The 13,122-nt window shown below is 72.0% G+C and carries 15 protein-coding genes; 6 read left to right on the forward strand and 9 right to left on the reverse strand.

Annotated elements, in window-relative coordinates; all coding sequences use genetic code 11:
- The first annotated feature begins 55 nt into the window (after positions 1-55).
- On the forward strand, positions 56-619 hold the full coding sequence (gene hslV / locus IEX89_RS09270) for an ATP-dependent protease subunit HslV (RefSeq protein WP_188912030.1): 564 nt from the start codon (positions 56-58) through the stop codon (positions 617-619).
- Positions 620-648: 29 nt separating this feature from the next.
- On the opposite strand, the gene IEX89_RS09275 is transcribed toward hslV, so the two are convergent.
- Positions 649-1,245 carry an ATPase gene (locus tag IEX89_RS09275; protein ID WP_188912032.1) on the reverse strand — a complete coding sequence of 199 codons (597 nt, stop codon included), beginning with the start codon at positions 1,243-1,245 and terminating at the stop codon, positions 649-651.
- Between the two features lie 44 nt (positions 1,246-1,289).
- Here IEX89_RS09275 and hslU point away from each other — a divergent pair, with 44 nt between their 5' ends.
- Both hslU and IEX89_RS09285 read left to right on the forward strand, forming a co-directional pair.
- Positions 1,290-2,597 (forward strand): ATP-dependent protease ATPase subunit HslU, encoded by a 1,308-nt coding sequence (hslU, locus tag IEX89_RS09280; RefSeq protein WP_188912034.1) that lies wholly within the window; start codon positions 1,290-1,292, stop codon positions 2,595-2,597.
- Between the two features lie 137 nt (positions 2,598-2,734).
- Positions 2,735-3,523, forward strand: a complete 789-nt coding sequence (locus tag IEX89_RS09285) for a class II glutamine amidotransferase (RefSeq protein WP_188912035.1) — start codon at positions 2,735-2,737, stop codon at positions 3,521-3,523.
- Positions 3,524-3,537: 14 nt separating this feature from the next.
- Here the strand turns inward: IEX89_RS09285 and IEX89_RS09290 are convergent, their stop codons facing one another.
- The 3 genes from IEX89_RS09290 to IEX89_RS09300 all read right to left on the reverse strand — a co-directional run bounded on the left by IEX89_RS09290 (position 3,538) and on the right by IEX89_RS09300 (position 4,987).
- Positions 3,538-3,717: a hypothetical protein gene (locus tag IEX89_RS09290; RefSeq protein ID WP_188912037.1), complete on the reverse strand. Its 180-nt coding sequence runs from the start codon at positions 3,715-3,717 to the stop codon at positions 3,538-3,540.
- Between the two features lie 171 nt (positions 3,718-3,888).
- The gene (locus IEX89_RS09295) at positions 3,889-4,704 is read right to left on the reverse strand and encodes a ComF family protein (protein WP_188912039.1); all 816 of its coding nucleotides are present in this window, start codon (positions 4,702-4,704) and stop codon (positions 3,889-3,891) included.
- Between the two features lie 70 nt (positions 4,705-4,774).
- Positions 4,775-4,987: a CTP synthetase gene (locus IEX89_RS09300; protein WP_188912041.1), complete on the reverse strand. Its 213-nt coding sequence runs from the start codon at positions 4,985-4,987 to the stop codon at positions 4,775-4,777.
- A 356-nt stretch (positions 4,988-5,343) separates the two neighbouring features.
- Between IEX89_RS09300 and IEX89_RS09305 the strand changes: the two genes are divergently transcribed.
- Entirely contained in the window at positions 5,344-6,105 is a 762-nt protein-coding gene (locus IEX89_RS09305) for a DUF2865 domain-containing protein (RefSeq protein WP_188912043.1), read from the forward strand.
- A gap of 26 nt (positions 6,106-6,131) precedes the next feature.
- On the opposite strand, the gene IEX89_RS09310 is transcribed toward IEX89_RS09305, so the two are convergent.
- From IEX89_RS09310 to IEX89_RS09325, 4 genes are all read right to left on the reverse strand, one after another.
- Positions 6,132-6,449 (reverse strand): DUF6916 family protein, encoded by a 318-nt coding sequence (locus IEX89_RS09310; RefSeq protein ID WP_188912045.1) that lies wholly within the window; start codon positions 6,447-6,449, stop codon positions 6,132-6,134.
- Positions 6,450-6,556: 107 nt separating this feature from the next.
- Positions 6,557-8,356: an ABC transporter ATP-binding protein gene (locus IEX89_RS09315; protein WP_188912046.1), complete on the reverse strand. Its 1,800-nt coding sequence runs from the start codon at positions 8,354-8,356 to the stop codon at positions 6,557-6,559.
- Positions 8,357-8,455: 99 nt separating this feature from the next.
- Positions 8,456-9,022, reverse strand: a complete 567-nt coding sequence (locus IEX89_RS09320; RefSeq protein WP_188912053.1) for an ActR/PrrA/RegA family redox response regulator transcription factor — start codon at positions 9,020-9,022, stop codon at positions 8,456-8,458.
- Positions 9,023-9,229: 207 nt separating this feature from the next.
- Complete coding sequence (locus IEX89_RS09325; RefSeq protein WP_188912061.1) at positions 9,230-10,540, reverse strand: ActS/PrrB/RegB family redox-sensitive histidine kinase; 1,311 nt, start codon at positions 10,538-10,540, stop codon at positions 9,230-9,232.
- Between the two features lie 323 nt (positions 10,541-10,863).
- On the opposite strand from IEX89_RS09325, the gene IEX89_RS09330 reads away from it, so the two are divergent.
- Positions 10,864-12,147, forward strand: a complete 1,284-nt coding sequence (locus IEX89_RS09330; RefSeq protein ID WP_188912063.1) for a polyhydroxyalkanoate depolymerase — start codon at positions 10,864-10,866, stop codon at positions 12,145-12,147.
- A gap of 8 nt (positions 12,148-12,155) precedes the next feature.
- Entirely contained in the window at positions 12,156-12,782 is a 627-nt protein-coding gene (locus tag IEX89_RS09335) for a DUF938 domain-containing protein (RefSeq protein WP_188912065.1), read from the forward strand.
- 7 nt (positions 12,783-12,789) lie between these two features.
- Here the strand turns inward: IEX89_RS09335 and IEX89_RS09340 are convergent, their stop codons facing one another.
- Complete coding sequence (locus tag IEX89_RS09340; RefSeq protein WP_188912067.1) at positions 12,790-13,011, reverse strand: hypothetical protein; 222 nt, start codon at positions 13,009-13,011, stop codon at positions 12,790-12,792.
- Positions 13,012-13,122 lie beyond the last annotated feature (111 nt).

Genomic DNA, 13,122 nt, shown 5'->3' on the forward strand with positions numbered 1-13,122 from the left:
CATGTCGAGACCGACGAGACCTTCCAGACGAGACACCTCACCGGAGCCCCGCCCCGTGTCCCAGACCGACGACAGCGCGCCGCGCATGCACGCCACGACGATCCTCATGGTCCGCAAGGACGGCAAGCTCGTCGTCGGCGGCGACGGGCAGGTGAGCCTCGGGCAGACGATCGTGAAGGGCAACGCCCGCAAGGTGCGCACGCTGGCCAAGGGCTCGGTGATCGGCGGCTTCGCCGGCGCCACCGCCGATGCCTTCACGCTGTTCGAGCGGCTCGAGGGCAAGCTCGAGCAATATCCCGGGCAGCTGGTGCGCGCCTGCGTCGAGCTCACCAAGGATTGGCGCACGGACCGCTACCTGCGCCGGCTCGAAGCCATGATGCTCGTCGCCGACAAGGACGTGGGCCTGCTCCTCTCGGGCGCCGGCGACGTGCTCGAGCCGGAGGCCGGCGTCATGGCGATCGGCTCGGGCGGCAATTACGCGCTCGCCGCCGCCCGCGCGCTGATGGACACCGATCTCGACGCGGAGACGGTCGTGCGCCGCTCGCTCCAGATCGCCGCCGACATCTGCGTCTACACCAACGGCAACCTCGTCATCGAGAGCCTGGAGAGCGCCGTCTGATGGCGGGCGAGCCGGCGACAGCGCAGCCGTCATCCCTCCGCGCAGGCGGGCATGGCGTCGAGCGCATCGACGAGCGTGCGCGGCAGGCCCGCCGTCTCGCCGCGCATGGCGATGCAACCGCGCCGCCCTTCCGCGACGATGGTCGGCTGACCGTCGGCGTCGAAGACGCTCCACTGGTCCGCCCGCGACGCGTAGAGCGCGAAATTGGCGAGCGAGCGCGCGAAGCGACGGCGCGCGTCGGCCTCCGGGACGTCGTGCCCGCCCTGGCGCACCCGCCGCGCGATCCGCTCGATGCTGATCTCGACCCGCGAGACGGCGAAATAGAGGATCGCCACCTCCATGCCGGCTTCGTGCGCGGCCTCGATGGTGCGCAGATGCGTGCGGCCGGCCAGCGTCGTCTCCAGGGAGAACGAGCGGCGCGCCTGCATGAATTCCGCGATGCGTGCGATGGCGATCCGCGAGGCGGCGACCCGGCCGGCTTCCACGTCGAGCGGCGACAGCCCGCGGGCGATCTCGTCGAGGTTGACGAAGGCCGCGGAGCCGGACACCGCGCGGATGTGCCGGAAGGCGTAGGTCGTCTTGCCCACGCCGTTCGCCCCGGCGATCAACCACAGCCTGGGAGCCATCCCGTCTTCCTTCTCACAGCGTACCGATCACGACAGGATCCGGCATGACCACCTTCTCCCCCCGCGAGATCGTCTCCGAGCTCGATCGTTACATCGTCGGGCAGACGGACGCCAAGCGCGCGGTCGCGATCGCGCTGCGCAATCGCTGGCGCCGCCAGCAGCTCACCGGCCCGATCCGGGACGAGGTGATGCCCAAGAACATCCTGATGATCGGGCCCACCGGCTGCGGCAAGACCGAGATCGCGCGCCGCCTCGCCAAGCTCGCCAAGGCGCCCTTCCTCAAGGTCGAGGCGACGAAGTTCACCGAGGTGGGCTATGTCGGGCGCGACGTCGAGCAGATCGTGCGCGACCTCGTCGAGATCGGCATCGGCCTCGTCAAGGAGGAGCGCCGCCGCTCGGTGAAGGCCAAGGCCGAGATGGCGGCGGAGGACCGCGTGCTCGATGCGCTCGTCGGCCCGGCCGCCAGCCAGGCGACGCGCGATTCCTTCCGCAAGAAGCTGCGCGAGGGCCTCCTCGACGACAAGGAGATCGAACTCGAGATGCAGGCGGGCTCCGGCGGCATGCCGATGCTCGAGCTGCCGGGCATGCCCGGCGCCTCGGTGGGCGCGATCTCGCTCGGCGACATGTTCGGCAAGGCCTTCGGCGGGCGCACCAAGCCGCGCCGGATGACCGTCAAGGACGCCTACGAGCCGCTCATCGCCGAGGAGAGCGACAAGCTCCTCGACCAGGAGGCGCTCGTCGCCGACGCCATCCGCGAGGTGGAGAACGCCGGCATCGTCTTCCTCGACGAGATCGACAAGGTCTGCGCCCGGGAGGGCCGCTCCGGCGCCGACGTCTCCCGCGAGGGCGTGCAGCGCGACCTCCTGCCCCTCATCGAGGGCACCACCGTCGCCACCAAGCACGGCCCGGTGAAGACGGACCACATCCTCTTCATCGCGTCCGGCGCCTTCCACGTCTCCAAGCCCTCCGACCTCCTGCCCGAGCTGCAGGGCCGCCTGCCGATCCGCGTCGAGCTCACCTCCCTCGACGTGGAGGATTTCCGACGCATCCTCACCGAGACCGAGGCGAGCCTCATCAAGCAGTCGGTGGCGCTGATGGAGACCGAAGGCGTCACCCTCGATTTCACGGCGGACGGCATCGACGCGCTCGCGCGCATCGCGGTGGAGGTGAATTCCAACGTCGAGAACATCGGCGCGCGGCGCCTGCAGACGGTGATCGAGCGCGTCCTCGACGAGATCTCCTTCGCCGCACCCGAGAAGGGCGGCGAGACGGTGACGGTCGACGGCGACTACGTGCGCTCGCGCGTCGCGGATCTCGCGAAGAACGCGGACCTGAGCCGGTTCATCCTGTGAGCGGGTGCGTCGGAAAACAATGAGGGCCGGCGGCTGACAGGGCGTTCACGTCCCGCTAATCTCGTCCTCGTCATTCTTCCGCTCATCCGCGCGCGCTCGCCATCGGGGTGATTCGCGCCTCCAGGAGCCCGCCGGCCATGTGCCGCTTTCTCGCCTACCGGGGCGATCCGGTCTATGTCGCGGATCTCGTCTGCGCGCCCAAGCACTCCCTCGTGCACCAGTCGCTCCACGCCGAGGAGGCGAAGACCGAGACGAACGGGGACGGGTTCGGGATCGGCTGGTACGGGGAGCGGCCGGAGCCGGGGCTCTATCGCGAGATCCGCCCGGCCTGGTCGGACGAGAACCTCGCGAGCCTCGCCGAGCAGGTGCGCTCGCGGCTCTTCTTCGCGCATGTGCGCGCCTCCACCGGCACCGCGACGACGCGGGCGAACTGCCATCCCTTCAAGCAGGGCCGGCATCTGTTCATGCACAACGGGCAGATCGGCGGCTACGCTCGCATCCGCCGCAAGCTCGACGCCCTGATCCCGGACGATCTCTTCGAGGCGCGCCAGGGCAACACCGATTCCGAGGCGATCTTCCTGCTCGCTTTGGCGAACGGCCTCGCCGAGGAGCCCCTCGCGGCGATGGCGCGCACCCTCGCCATCGTGCGTGCGGCGACGCGATCGGCTGACGTGGACGAGCCCCTGCGCTTCACCGCCGCCTATACCGACGGGGAGAGCCTCGTCGCCTATCGCTGGGCCTGCGACGACCGCCCGCCTTCGCTCTATTGGCGCGAGAGCGCCACGGGGCTCCTCGTCGTCTCCGAGCCCATCGACGCCGAGCGCGAGGGCTGGCGCGAGATGCCCCGCGGCTGCACGCTGATCGCCCGCCCCGGGCGCCCGGTGGAGATCTCCTGCCTCAACGCGGCCATGGCGAAGGCGGCCTGAGGGCCGCGCTCCCGTCACACCAGGGACAGCGCCACCATGGCCACGCCGCCGAGCAGGCCGGCGCAGGCGAGGGCGGCCGCGGTAAGCGAGGCGCGGGCCGTCGAACGGTAGCCCTGCACGGCCTCCGCGCAGCCCCGCATGCGCAGGACGCTCGCCTCGGTTCCAGTCCCGCTACGCGCCGTGCCGGCTCTCATCTCGGCTCTCCGCTCCTGGAGCCCGCGTCGTCGGCGGGCTCGATCACGGGAACGAGAAGACGCCGGCCACGCTGAACGGCCCGTAAAGCCGACCCGGACGATTTTAGCTATCGTGAACGGAGGGTTATCCCCGGCTCTCGCACGCCGTGCCGACGCGGGGCGCGCGTCCGCTCACGCCTCCGGCACGACCCGCGCGAAGGCGAGGACGTCGATGCGCGCGGCGCCGGCGCGGCGCAGCGCCCGGGCGCAGGCGTCCGCCGTCGCGCCGGTTGTCAGCACGTCGTCGACGAGGACGACGCGGCGCCCGGCGACGCGCGGGCGCAGGGGCTTGGGCACCAGGAGCGAGCCCGACAGGTTCGAGGCGCGCTGCGGGCGGGTGAGCCCCACCTGCGTGCGCGTGGGCTTCACGCGGCGCAGCAGGAGCGGGTCGGCCGGCACGCCGCTCGCCCGCGACAGGGCGGCGGAGAGCGCCGCCGCCTGGTTGAAGCGCCGCCGCCACAGACGCCCGCGATGGAGCGGCACGGGCACGAGGAGATCCGCGTCGGCCAGGATCTCGCGCCCTGCGCGCAGCATCATGCGCGCGAGCACCGCGGCGAGGTCCATCCGGTCGCCGTATTTGAGCTTGTGCACGAGGACCCGTGCCGCGCCCTCGTAGGCCACCGCTGCACGTGCCCGATCGTAGGGCGGCGGGTTGGCGATCGCCTCCGCCGAGAGCACGCCCTCCCCCATCTCCACGGGAAAGGGGATGCCGAGGCGCGCGCACCAGGGCCGCTCGAGGAAGGTCAGCTCCCGCCAGCACGCCGCGCACAAGCCGAGCGGCTCGGCGAGCGCGCGGGCGCAGGCCGGGCAAGCGGGCGGGTAGACGATCTCCGCCATGCGCGCCAGCACGCCGCGCCAAGCCCGCGACCCGCGCCATGCCCGCGACCCGCGCCGGGCGGGCGGCACGAAGCGATACGGCGAGGCGGGAGCGGGCGAGGCGGCGTCCATGGCCGCAACGTGGCGCAGGGATCGTCCGCGTGCAAGCGACCGGCGCGCGAGCCGCCCGGCGACCCGAGCGTCAGGCGCCGTGGCGACGCGGCTCCTGGTTGCGCAGGATCGCGCGCGCGATCCACCAGCTCGCGGGGAACGCGGCGAGGACGCCGAGCGCCGCCGCGATCAGGATCGGCGCCGCGCTGTCGAGCGCCATGTTCGCCGTGAGGACGCCGATCACGAGCGTGCCCGCGAAGGTCGGCGCGCACAGGATGAAGACGAGGATCGCGAGCTTGAGCATGGGTGGAGGCTCCTTTTGTCGGCGCGATCCTGGCCGCGCGCGGCATCCGGCGCGTTGAGGGAGATCAAGCGCGGGCGGCGAAGCGTCGTTAACCGATCTTGTTGGGTCTTCGTTGAGCACGATTCCGGATCGTGCCCCGCGACGGCGCGCGACTCACCGGTCGGCAAGACTGCCCGCGCCATCGTCCCCCGGTCTCGAGGGAACGGGGACGAGGCATGCGACGGACGGTCCGGGATCGGTACCGAGAATGGGGATGTGCGCTCGGCGCGCTGGCGCTGCTCGTGGCGGCGGGCATCGTGCCAACGCGCGCGGCGCCGCACGCGCAAGAGGCGCCGCACGCGCACGAGGCGCCGATCGTGACCGCCGATCTCGGCGGCGGCTTCATCGAGCTGCTGTTCGGCCGCGGCGGCGCGCTAGCCCCGGAGCCCGCCCCGCGCCGTGCTGCGCCGAGCCCCGCACCCACGCGCGCGCCCGCTCCCGCGACGCCCCGCGCCACCACGAGCGAGTCCGCGCCCGCGGCGATCGCCGGGATCGGCACGAGCTTCTGCGTGCGCACCTGCGACGGCTACGCCTTTCCCCTCGGCACGCTGCGCGGGCGCGGCGACGCGGACCTGCACCGCGCGGCCTGCGCCGCCGCGTGCCCCGGCGCCGCGACCGAGCTCTATGTCGGCTCGCGCGATGCGGGCTTCGCCGCGGCCCGCGCGCTGGACAGCGGGCGCCCCTACGCGGCGCTCGAGAACGCCCTGCGCCATCGTCGCGAGCGGGTGGCGGAATGCGGCTGCACGCGCGAGCGCACGCCCGACGAGCTGTGGCGGGCCGGCGATCCGACGCTCCGGCGCGGGGACGTCCTCGTCACCAATGCGGGCGCCCTCGTCTTCGACGGGCGAGGCTTCGTCGACTTCCGCGACGGCGCCGGCGTCTCGGGCGCCCTGCGCGCCAAGGTGGACGAACGTCTCGGCATCAGCCTGCGCGAGGAGGTCGCCGCGCAATGGCGCCGGGCGCGCGCCGACGCCACGGGATCGCTCGGGCCGACAGAGCAGCCGGCGCCTCTCCCGCCCGCGCGCCCCGATGCGAGCCTGCGCGTCGCCGAGGCGCCCGCCACGGAAGCCTCCGACTGAGGCGACACTGGCCTCGAACGCCAGCCTCAGTTGAACACGGCCTCGTAGACGCGCTTGCCGTTCAGCTTCTCGATGTCCGAGATCGCCGGGATGACAGGGGTGATGAACACGCCCTCCATCAGGCCCTTTCTGGGGTGGCGAATGTTGTACATCTGGTTGTCGAGGATCGGCGTAGGCGCCGTGACGAACAGGATCGCAAAGGCCCGGCGCCGCGCCGGCAGGCCGGGATAGGGCGAGAGCCGGGCGGCGATGAGCTCCATCTCCACGCGACCGCCGACGCCTTCGAGCACGAAGGTCTTGCCGATCTCGTCCTTGAAATCCTCGTAGGTCAGCTGATCGAGCATGTGCGCCTCCCGCTCCCGTTGATCCGAGATAGCGTGAGTCGCGCTCTCAAGGAAACCGAGGGTGTCGGTTATCCCCAATCTGTAATCGATCACATTTGCAGACGGCCTCAACCCTCGGCGGCCTCCGGCGCATCCGAGCGCTGCAGCCGCTCGAGCCGCGCATAGGCGCCGCCGGCGGCGACGAGCTCGGCGTGCCGGCCGCGCTCGACGATCCGGCCGGCCTCCATCACGACGATCTCGTCCGCGTCGCGCACCGTCGAGAGCCGATGCGCGACGACGAGCGTCGTGCGCCCGGCCATCAGGCGCCCCAGCGCGTCCTGGACGAGGCGCTCGGACTGGGCGTCGAGGGCCGAGGTCGGCTCGTCGAGGAGCAGGATCGGCGCGTCCTTGAGGAAGGCGCGCGCCAGGGCGACGCGCTGGCGCTCGCCCCCAGAGAGCCGCCCGCCGGCCGGGCCCACGCGCATGTCGTAGCCCTCCGGCAGCGCCACGATGAAGTCGTGCGCCGCCGCCGCGCGGGCGGCCGCGACGATCTCGTCCTCGCTCGCACCGGGACGGCCGAAGGCGATGTTGGCGCGGATCGTGTCGTCGAACAGCACCGCGTCCTGCGACACGACGGAGATGGCGTCGCGCAGGCTCTCGAGCGTCACCGTGCGCACGTCCTGCCCGTCGACGAGGACGCGGCCGTGCGTGGCGTCGTAGAGGCGCGCCACGAGGGCGACGAGGGTGGACTTGCCCGACCCCGAGCGCCCGACGAGGGCGGTCGTGCCGCCGGGGCGGACGACGAGGTCGATCCCCTCCAGCGCCGGCGCGTCCGCGCGGTAGCGGAAGCGCACGTCCTCGAAGCGCACCTCGCCTGCGCCCACCGCGAGCGGCACGGCGCCGGGAGCGCTCGCGATGAGCGGCCGCTCGTCGAGGAGCGCCCAGTGCCGGTGGAGCGCGGCGATGGCCTCCTGCACGATGGCGTTGAGGTTACCGAGCGCCCGGATCGGCTGCGCCGCCATGAGCAGCGCCGTGACGAAGCCGGTGAAGTCGCCGATCGTGGTCTCGCCACGCCCGATGCGCACGCCGATGAGCAGGAGCACGCCCGCCACCGCCGCGCCGCCGGCGATCTCGAGCAGCGGATCGAGCCGCGCGCGCTGCGTCGCCGCCTTGATCTTGAGGTCGCGCACCTGGTCGAAGGCGCCCCGCGCGCGGCCTTCGAGATAGGGCTCCATCCGGTAGGTCTTGGCGACGCGCACGCCCGCGAGGCTCTCGGTGACGAGCCCCGCCATGTCGCCGATCTGCTCCTGGGTCGCCGTCGACACGCGCCGCAGGCGCTTGCCGATGCGCGCGATGGGCGGCGCCACGAAGGGCGCGACCAGGACGGCGACGAGCGTCATCCACGGGTCGATGACGAGCATGGCGACGACGAGCGCCGCGATGGTGGCGATGTCGCGGAAGAACACCGTGAAGATGCGTACCATCGCTTCGCGGATGTAGGTGAAGTCCGTCGTGAAGCGCTGGGTCAGGGAGGCGGGGCTCTCGCGCCCGAGCTGGGCGAGATCGAGCGAGAGCAGGCGCGCGTAGAGGGCGGCCTGCATGTCGGCCTCGATCCGCGCCACGGTGCGCTGCGTCAGCGCCGTCTGGCCGAAGAGCGCGAAGCCCTTGATCGAGGTGACGACGATGACGACGAGAGGCGCCCAGTAGATCAGGTCGAGGTCGCGCCGGTCGAAGGCGTCGAAGGCCTCGCGGATCAGGAGCGGGTAGAGCGCCGTGGCGCCGGCGCCCACCGCGATGAGGACGAGCACGAGAGCGAGCGTTCGCCGATGCGCGCGCATCCGCTCGCGCCACAGGCGGCGCATGATCGGCCAGGTGTCCCCCGACAGGAGCTGGCGTTTTCTCGGCTTGCGTGTCGTCTCGTCGGCCATGAGCGTGCTGGCGCCTCCGGCGGGGCGTCTAGCACGGTTCGTGCGGGGTTGGCACGCCCTGCGCGGCGGATCGGCGTCCGAGCGCTTGCGCGCCCTTCGTCAGCGCGGCGCGCGCTTGGCGAGGATGCGCTGGAGCGTGCGCCGGTGCATGTTGAGGCGCCGCGCGGTCTCGGAGACGTTGCGCCCGCACAGCTCGTAGACGCGCTGGATGTGCTCCCACCGCACCCGGTCGGCGGACATCGGGTTCTCCGGCGGGTCGGCGCGGGCGCCGGGCTCCGCGCGCAGGGCCGCATCGATCTCGTCCGCGTCGGCGGGCTTCGCCAGGTAGTCGAAGGCGCCGAGCTTCACCGCCGTCACGGCGGTGGCGATGTTGCCGTAGCCGGTGAGCACCACGCCGCGGGCGTCGGGGCGCTTCTCCTTGAGCCGCGTGATCACGTCGAGGCCGTTGCCGTCGCCCAGGCGCATGTCGATCACGGCGAAGGCCGGCGGGGCGCCGTCCACGGCGGCGATACCGTCCGCCACGCTCTCGGCGACGCGCACGGCGTAGCCGCGTTGCTCCATGGCGCGGGCCAGCCGTGTCGAGAAGGGGCGATCGTCGTCCACGATCAGGAGCGACATGTCCCCCTGCGCCTGAATGGTGACCTCCGGGCTCTGCGCTTCGATCATCGTGCTCGTACTCCTCGCTCGGCGGCGCGGGCGCTGCGGCCCGCGAGAGCCGCCTCGACCGAGGCCCGCACCCGAAGGGAAGTCCGGATGCGCGCCGGTCCGAGCGGCGTCCTGCCGTCGACACGTGATGTAGGACGCGCGAGAGCGCATTCCAGCGCAGGCGCGTCGATCACGTGTTCGTGATCGGATCGCGCTTGACCGCCCGGCTCAGCCGCCGGCCTCGAATTCCGCGCGCGACCACGCCACGCGGGCGATGGCGCCGACCTCCGGGGAGGGGCCGTTCGTCAGGCTCAGCTGCGCGCCGGTGCGCTCGATCAGCGTCTTGGCGATGAACACGCCGAGCCCGTGGCCGGCGGCCTCCTCGTCGGGCCCGCGCTTGTCGTGGCCTCTCGTGGTGACGTAGGGCTCGCCGAGCCGCAGCAGCACGTCGGCGGGGAAGCCCGGCCCGTCGTCGCGGATCTCGATCCAGACCTGGCGCTCGTCCCAGCCGGCCTCGACGACGACCTCGTCCTCGGCGAAGTCGACCGCGTTGTCGAGGAGGTTGGTCAGCCCGTAGACGAGCCCGGCATTGCGCCGCCCCCGCGGCGGGGTGCCCTCGCCCGCGCGGGCGATGCGGATGCCCACGCCGATGCCGCGCATGGGGTCGACGAGCTCCTCCACGAGATGCATCAGCGTCATGCGCTCCAGGAACTCGCCGTCCGCCTCCTCGCCCCGCGAGGTCAGCTGGCCGAGGATGGCGCGGCAGCGCTCCACCTGCTCGCGCAGGAGCGTCACGTCGTCGGCGACCTCGGCATCGTTCGCGAGGCGCTTCGACAGCTCCTTGGCGACGAGGGCGATGGTGGCGAGCGGCGTGCCGAGCTCGTGCGCCGCGGCCGCGGCGAGGCCGTCGATCTGGGAGAGGTGCTGCTCGCGGGCGAGGACGAGCTCCGTCGCCGCCAGCGCCTGGGCCAGCTGGCGCGCCTCCTCCGCCACGCGCCAGGCGTAGACGCCGATGAAGCCGGTCCCGAGCAGGATCGCCGCCCAGACGCCCAGGATGTAGAGAAAGGGCAGGTCGAGCACCTCCCCGTCGCGCCACGGCAGGGGCTCGTGGAAGAAGCCGAGCAGCGTGGCGCAGGCGACGACCAGGAGCCCCAGGAGGAGCGTGCGCCTCGGCGTGAGCGCGGTCGCCGAGATCAGGACCGGCGCCAGGAAGAGCAGCGCGAAGGGGTTCTGCAGGCCGCCCGTGAGGAAGAGCAGCGCCGCGAGCTGAGCGATGTCGAAGGCCAGCAGGAAGGTCGCCGCGTCGTCCGAGAGCCGATGGCTCGCCGGGTAGCGCACCCGCAGCGCCAGGTTCAGCCAGGCCGACGCGGCGATGAGCACGAAGGAGGCGCCGAAGGGCAGATCGTGGCCGAGCCCGAACTGTACGCCCGACACCGCCGCGCTCTGGCCGATCACCGCGAGCCAGCGCAGGCGCACGAGGGTGTCGAGGCGCAGGCGCCGCGCGCTTCCGGTCAGGCGTTGGGGCTCGATGGCGTTCACGGGGTCCTCACGGCGACTGAGATAGCGTGCGCGGGCCGATCCGAACAGGCCGCGCCGTCGCGAGGGTTTGTCGCCGAGGTCGGTGTCGCCCGTGCAACAGGTTCACGGCGATCCTCTCGCCTTCGACGGAAGGCGAGGTGTCTGTGCGCCGTGACGATGTGATAAGACGTTCTAGGTAGGAATCCGGTCGACCGATCGCCGCGTTGCCGTCAAGCTGTGGAACGGCAGGCGACCGTTCGGGTTCGCCACTAGACCCGGAGAGCGGAGCGCCGTCGGCGCGCCGCCGCCCGAGCCGGGCGTCGTTCGCGAAAGGTGGGCAGACGATGGACCTCGCTTACTTCTGGTACGAAGCCGGCCACATGATGCTCGCGCCGGCTCGCGCCGCGACCGACGCGACCCGCATCGCCTTCAAGAATCCCGTCAATCCGCTGACGCACACGCCCTACGGCAAGACCATGGCGGCGACGTGCGAGCTGTTCGAGCGCGTCACGCGGCGCTACGGCAAGCCGGCCTTCCTGCTCGACACGACGATCGTCGACGGTGTCGAGACGCCGGTGACCGAGCGAGTCGTGTGGGAGCGGCCCTTCTGCCGGCTCCTGCATTTCGACCGCAAGATCGCCGACAACTCGCGGGCGCAGGACCCCAAGGTGCTCATGGTGGCGCCGATGTCGGGCCATTACGCCACGCTCCTGCGCGGCACGGTCGAGGCCTTCCTGCCGAATCACGAGGTCTACATCACCGACTGGGCGGACGCCCGCGAGGTGCCCCTCGTCGAGGGCGCGTTCGACCTCGACACCTACATCGACTACGTCATCTCGATGTGCCGCATGCTCGGCCCCGACGTGCACGTCATGGCCGTGTGCCAGCCGGCGGTGCCGGTGCTGGCCGCGATCTCGCTGATGGAGGACGCCGACGAGCCCTGCGTGCCGCGCTCGATGACGCTGATGGGCGGGCCGATCGACACGCGCCGCTCGCCCACCGCCGTGAACCTCGTCGCGCAGGAGCGCGGCACGGACTGGTTCCGCCGCAACTGCATCGTCAAGGTGCCGCCGCCGAACCTCGGCTTCTGGCGCGACGTCTATCCCGGCTTCTACCAGCTGTCGGGCTTCATGGCGATGAACCTCGACCGGCACATCACCGCCCATTGGGACATGTTCAACCACCTCGTCGAGGAAGACGGCGATTCCGCCGAGAAGCACCGCGAGTTCTACGACGAGTATCTCGCGGTGATGGACCTCACGGCGGAATTCTACCTCCAGACCGTCGAGACCGTGTTCGTCGAGCACGCGCTGCCCAAGGGCACGATGCTGCATCGCGGCCGGCGGGTCGACCCCACCGCCATCACGCGCTGCGCGATCATGGCGGTCGAGGGCGAGCGCGACGACATTTCCGGCGTCGGCCAGACGCTCGCCGCCCTCGAGCTCGCGCCGAACTTGCCCGACGAGAAGAAGCTCTACCATCTGCAGAAGCGCGTCGGGCATTACGGCGTGTTCAACGGCTCGCGCTTCCGCGCCGAGGTCGCGCCCGCCATCGCCGGCTTCATGCGCCGGCAGGACGCGCTCGCCGCCCCGCGCCGGCGCACGGCGCCCCGCGCCGTCGCGAGCTGACGCGCGGCATGGAGGGAGATGCGGTCGTTCCGCCACCGGGCGCGCGCGTCGCGCCGGCGGCGGCACGCAATCGCGACCCGATCCTCGCGGTGCTGCGGCGCGTCCTGCCCGAGACGGGCGTCGTGCTGGAGGTGGCGAGCGGCACGGGCGAGCACGCGATCCACATGGCGCGCGCCCTCCCCGGCCTCGTCTGGCGGCCCAGCGACCCCGATCCGGACGCCCGCATCAGCATCGCCGCCTGGCGCGCCGAGGCGGGGCTCTCGAATCTGGACGAGCCGATGGCGCTCGATGCCGCATCGCCGACCTGGCCGGTGACGCGCGCCGACGCCGTCGTGTCCATCAACATGATCCACATCGCGCCGTGGGAAGCCGGTCTCGGCCTCCTCGCCGGCGCGGGGCGGCTCCTGCCGCCGGGCGGGCCGCTGGTGCTCTACGGGCCCTTCAACGTCGACGGGCGCTTCACCGCGCCCTCGAATGCGGAGTTCGACGCCTCGCTCAAGGCGCGCGATCCGCGCTGGGGCATCCGCGACGTGGCGGACGTTGCCGCGGCGGCGCAGGCCGAGGGGCTGGTGCTCGCGGAACGCATCGACATGCCCGCGAACAACATGATCCTCGTCTTGCGCCGCACGCGCTGAGCCTTCGTCAGTTCGGGTTCGCGGTGGGCGCCGGGTTGACCTCGTTCGCCGGGGAGTTGACGGCCGGCGTCTCGCTCGGCGTGTCCATGTCGGGAGACGTGTCCCAGACCCAGCCCACGAAGACGAGGAAGGCGAGCGTCGCCAGCGCCATCGATATGACCAGGATCGCGAGGACGGGCCGGCCGCGCCAGCCCTGGCGCGCGCTCACGTCGTCGACTTTGCGGTCCATGATGTACCCTTTCGTGTCGTTCACGGCCGGACCGCGCCCATGGGCGCCGCGTCCGGGAAGATGCGGGACGAACGCGGGGGCAGGCTTCGCCGTTCCGCTCTGCTCCTGGCG

The sequence above is a fragment of the Salinarimonas ramus genome (genome assembly GCF_014645695.1).
In the GTDB taxonomy this organism is placed as follows: Bacteria; Pseudomonadota; Alphaproteobacteria; order Rhizobiales; family Beijerinckiaceae; genus Salinarimonas; species Salinarimonas ramus.

Bases quoted from the DNA above. Each gene is read 5' to 3' on its own strand.
- IEX89_RS09300 (WP_188912041.1), bottom strand. From the start codon at position 4,987: ATGCTCAAGCTCGCGATCCTCGTCTTCATCCTGTGCGCGCCGACCTTC.
- IEX89_RS09275 (WP_188912032.1), bottom strand. From the start codon at position 1,245: ATGGCTCCCAGGCTGTGGTTGATCGCCGGGGCGAACGGCGTGGGCAAG.
- IEX89_RS09330 (WP_188912063.1), top strand. From the start codon at position 10,864: ATGGACCTCGCTTACTTCTGGTACGAAGCCGGCCACATGATGCTCGCG.
- IEX89_RS09310 (WP_188912045.1), bottom strand. From the start codon at position 6,449: ATGCTCGATCAGCTGACCTACGAGGATTTCAAGGACGAGATCGGCAAG.
- IEX89_RS09320 (WP_188912053.1), bottom strand. From the start codon at position 9,022: ATGATCGAAGCGCAGAGCCCGGAGGTCACCATTCAGGCGCAGGGGGAC.
- IEX89_RS09285 (WP_188912035.1), top strand. From the start codon at position 2,735: ATGTGCCGCTTTCTCGCCTACCGGGGCGATCCGGTCTATGTCGCGGAT.
- IEX89_RS09335 (WP_188912065.1), top strand. From the start codon at position 12,156: ATGGAGGGAGATGCGGTCGTTCCGCCACCGGGCGCGCGCGTCGCGCCG.
- hslU (WP_188912034.1), top strand. From the start codon at position 1,290: ATGACCACCTTCTCCCCCCGCGAGATCGTCTCCGAGCTCGATCGTTAC.
- IEX89_RS09295 (WP_188912039.1), bottom strand. From the start codon at position 4,704: ATGGACGCCGCCTCGCCCGCTCCCGCCTCGCCGTATCGCTTCGTGCCG.
- IEX89_RS09315 (WP_188912046.1), bottom strand. From the start codon at position 8,356: ATGGCCGACGAGACGACACGCAAGCCGAGAAAACGCCAGCTCCTGTCG.
- IEX89_RS09290 (WP_188912037.1), bottom strand. From the start codon at position 3,717: ATGAGAGCCGGCACGGCGCGTAGCGGGACTGGAACCGAGGCGAGCGTC.
- IEX89_RS09340 (WP_188912067.1), bottom strand. From the start codon at position 13,011: ATGGACCGCAAAGTCGACGACGTGAGCGCGCGCCAGGGCTGGCGCGGC.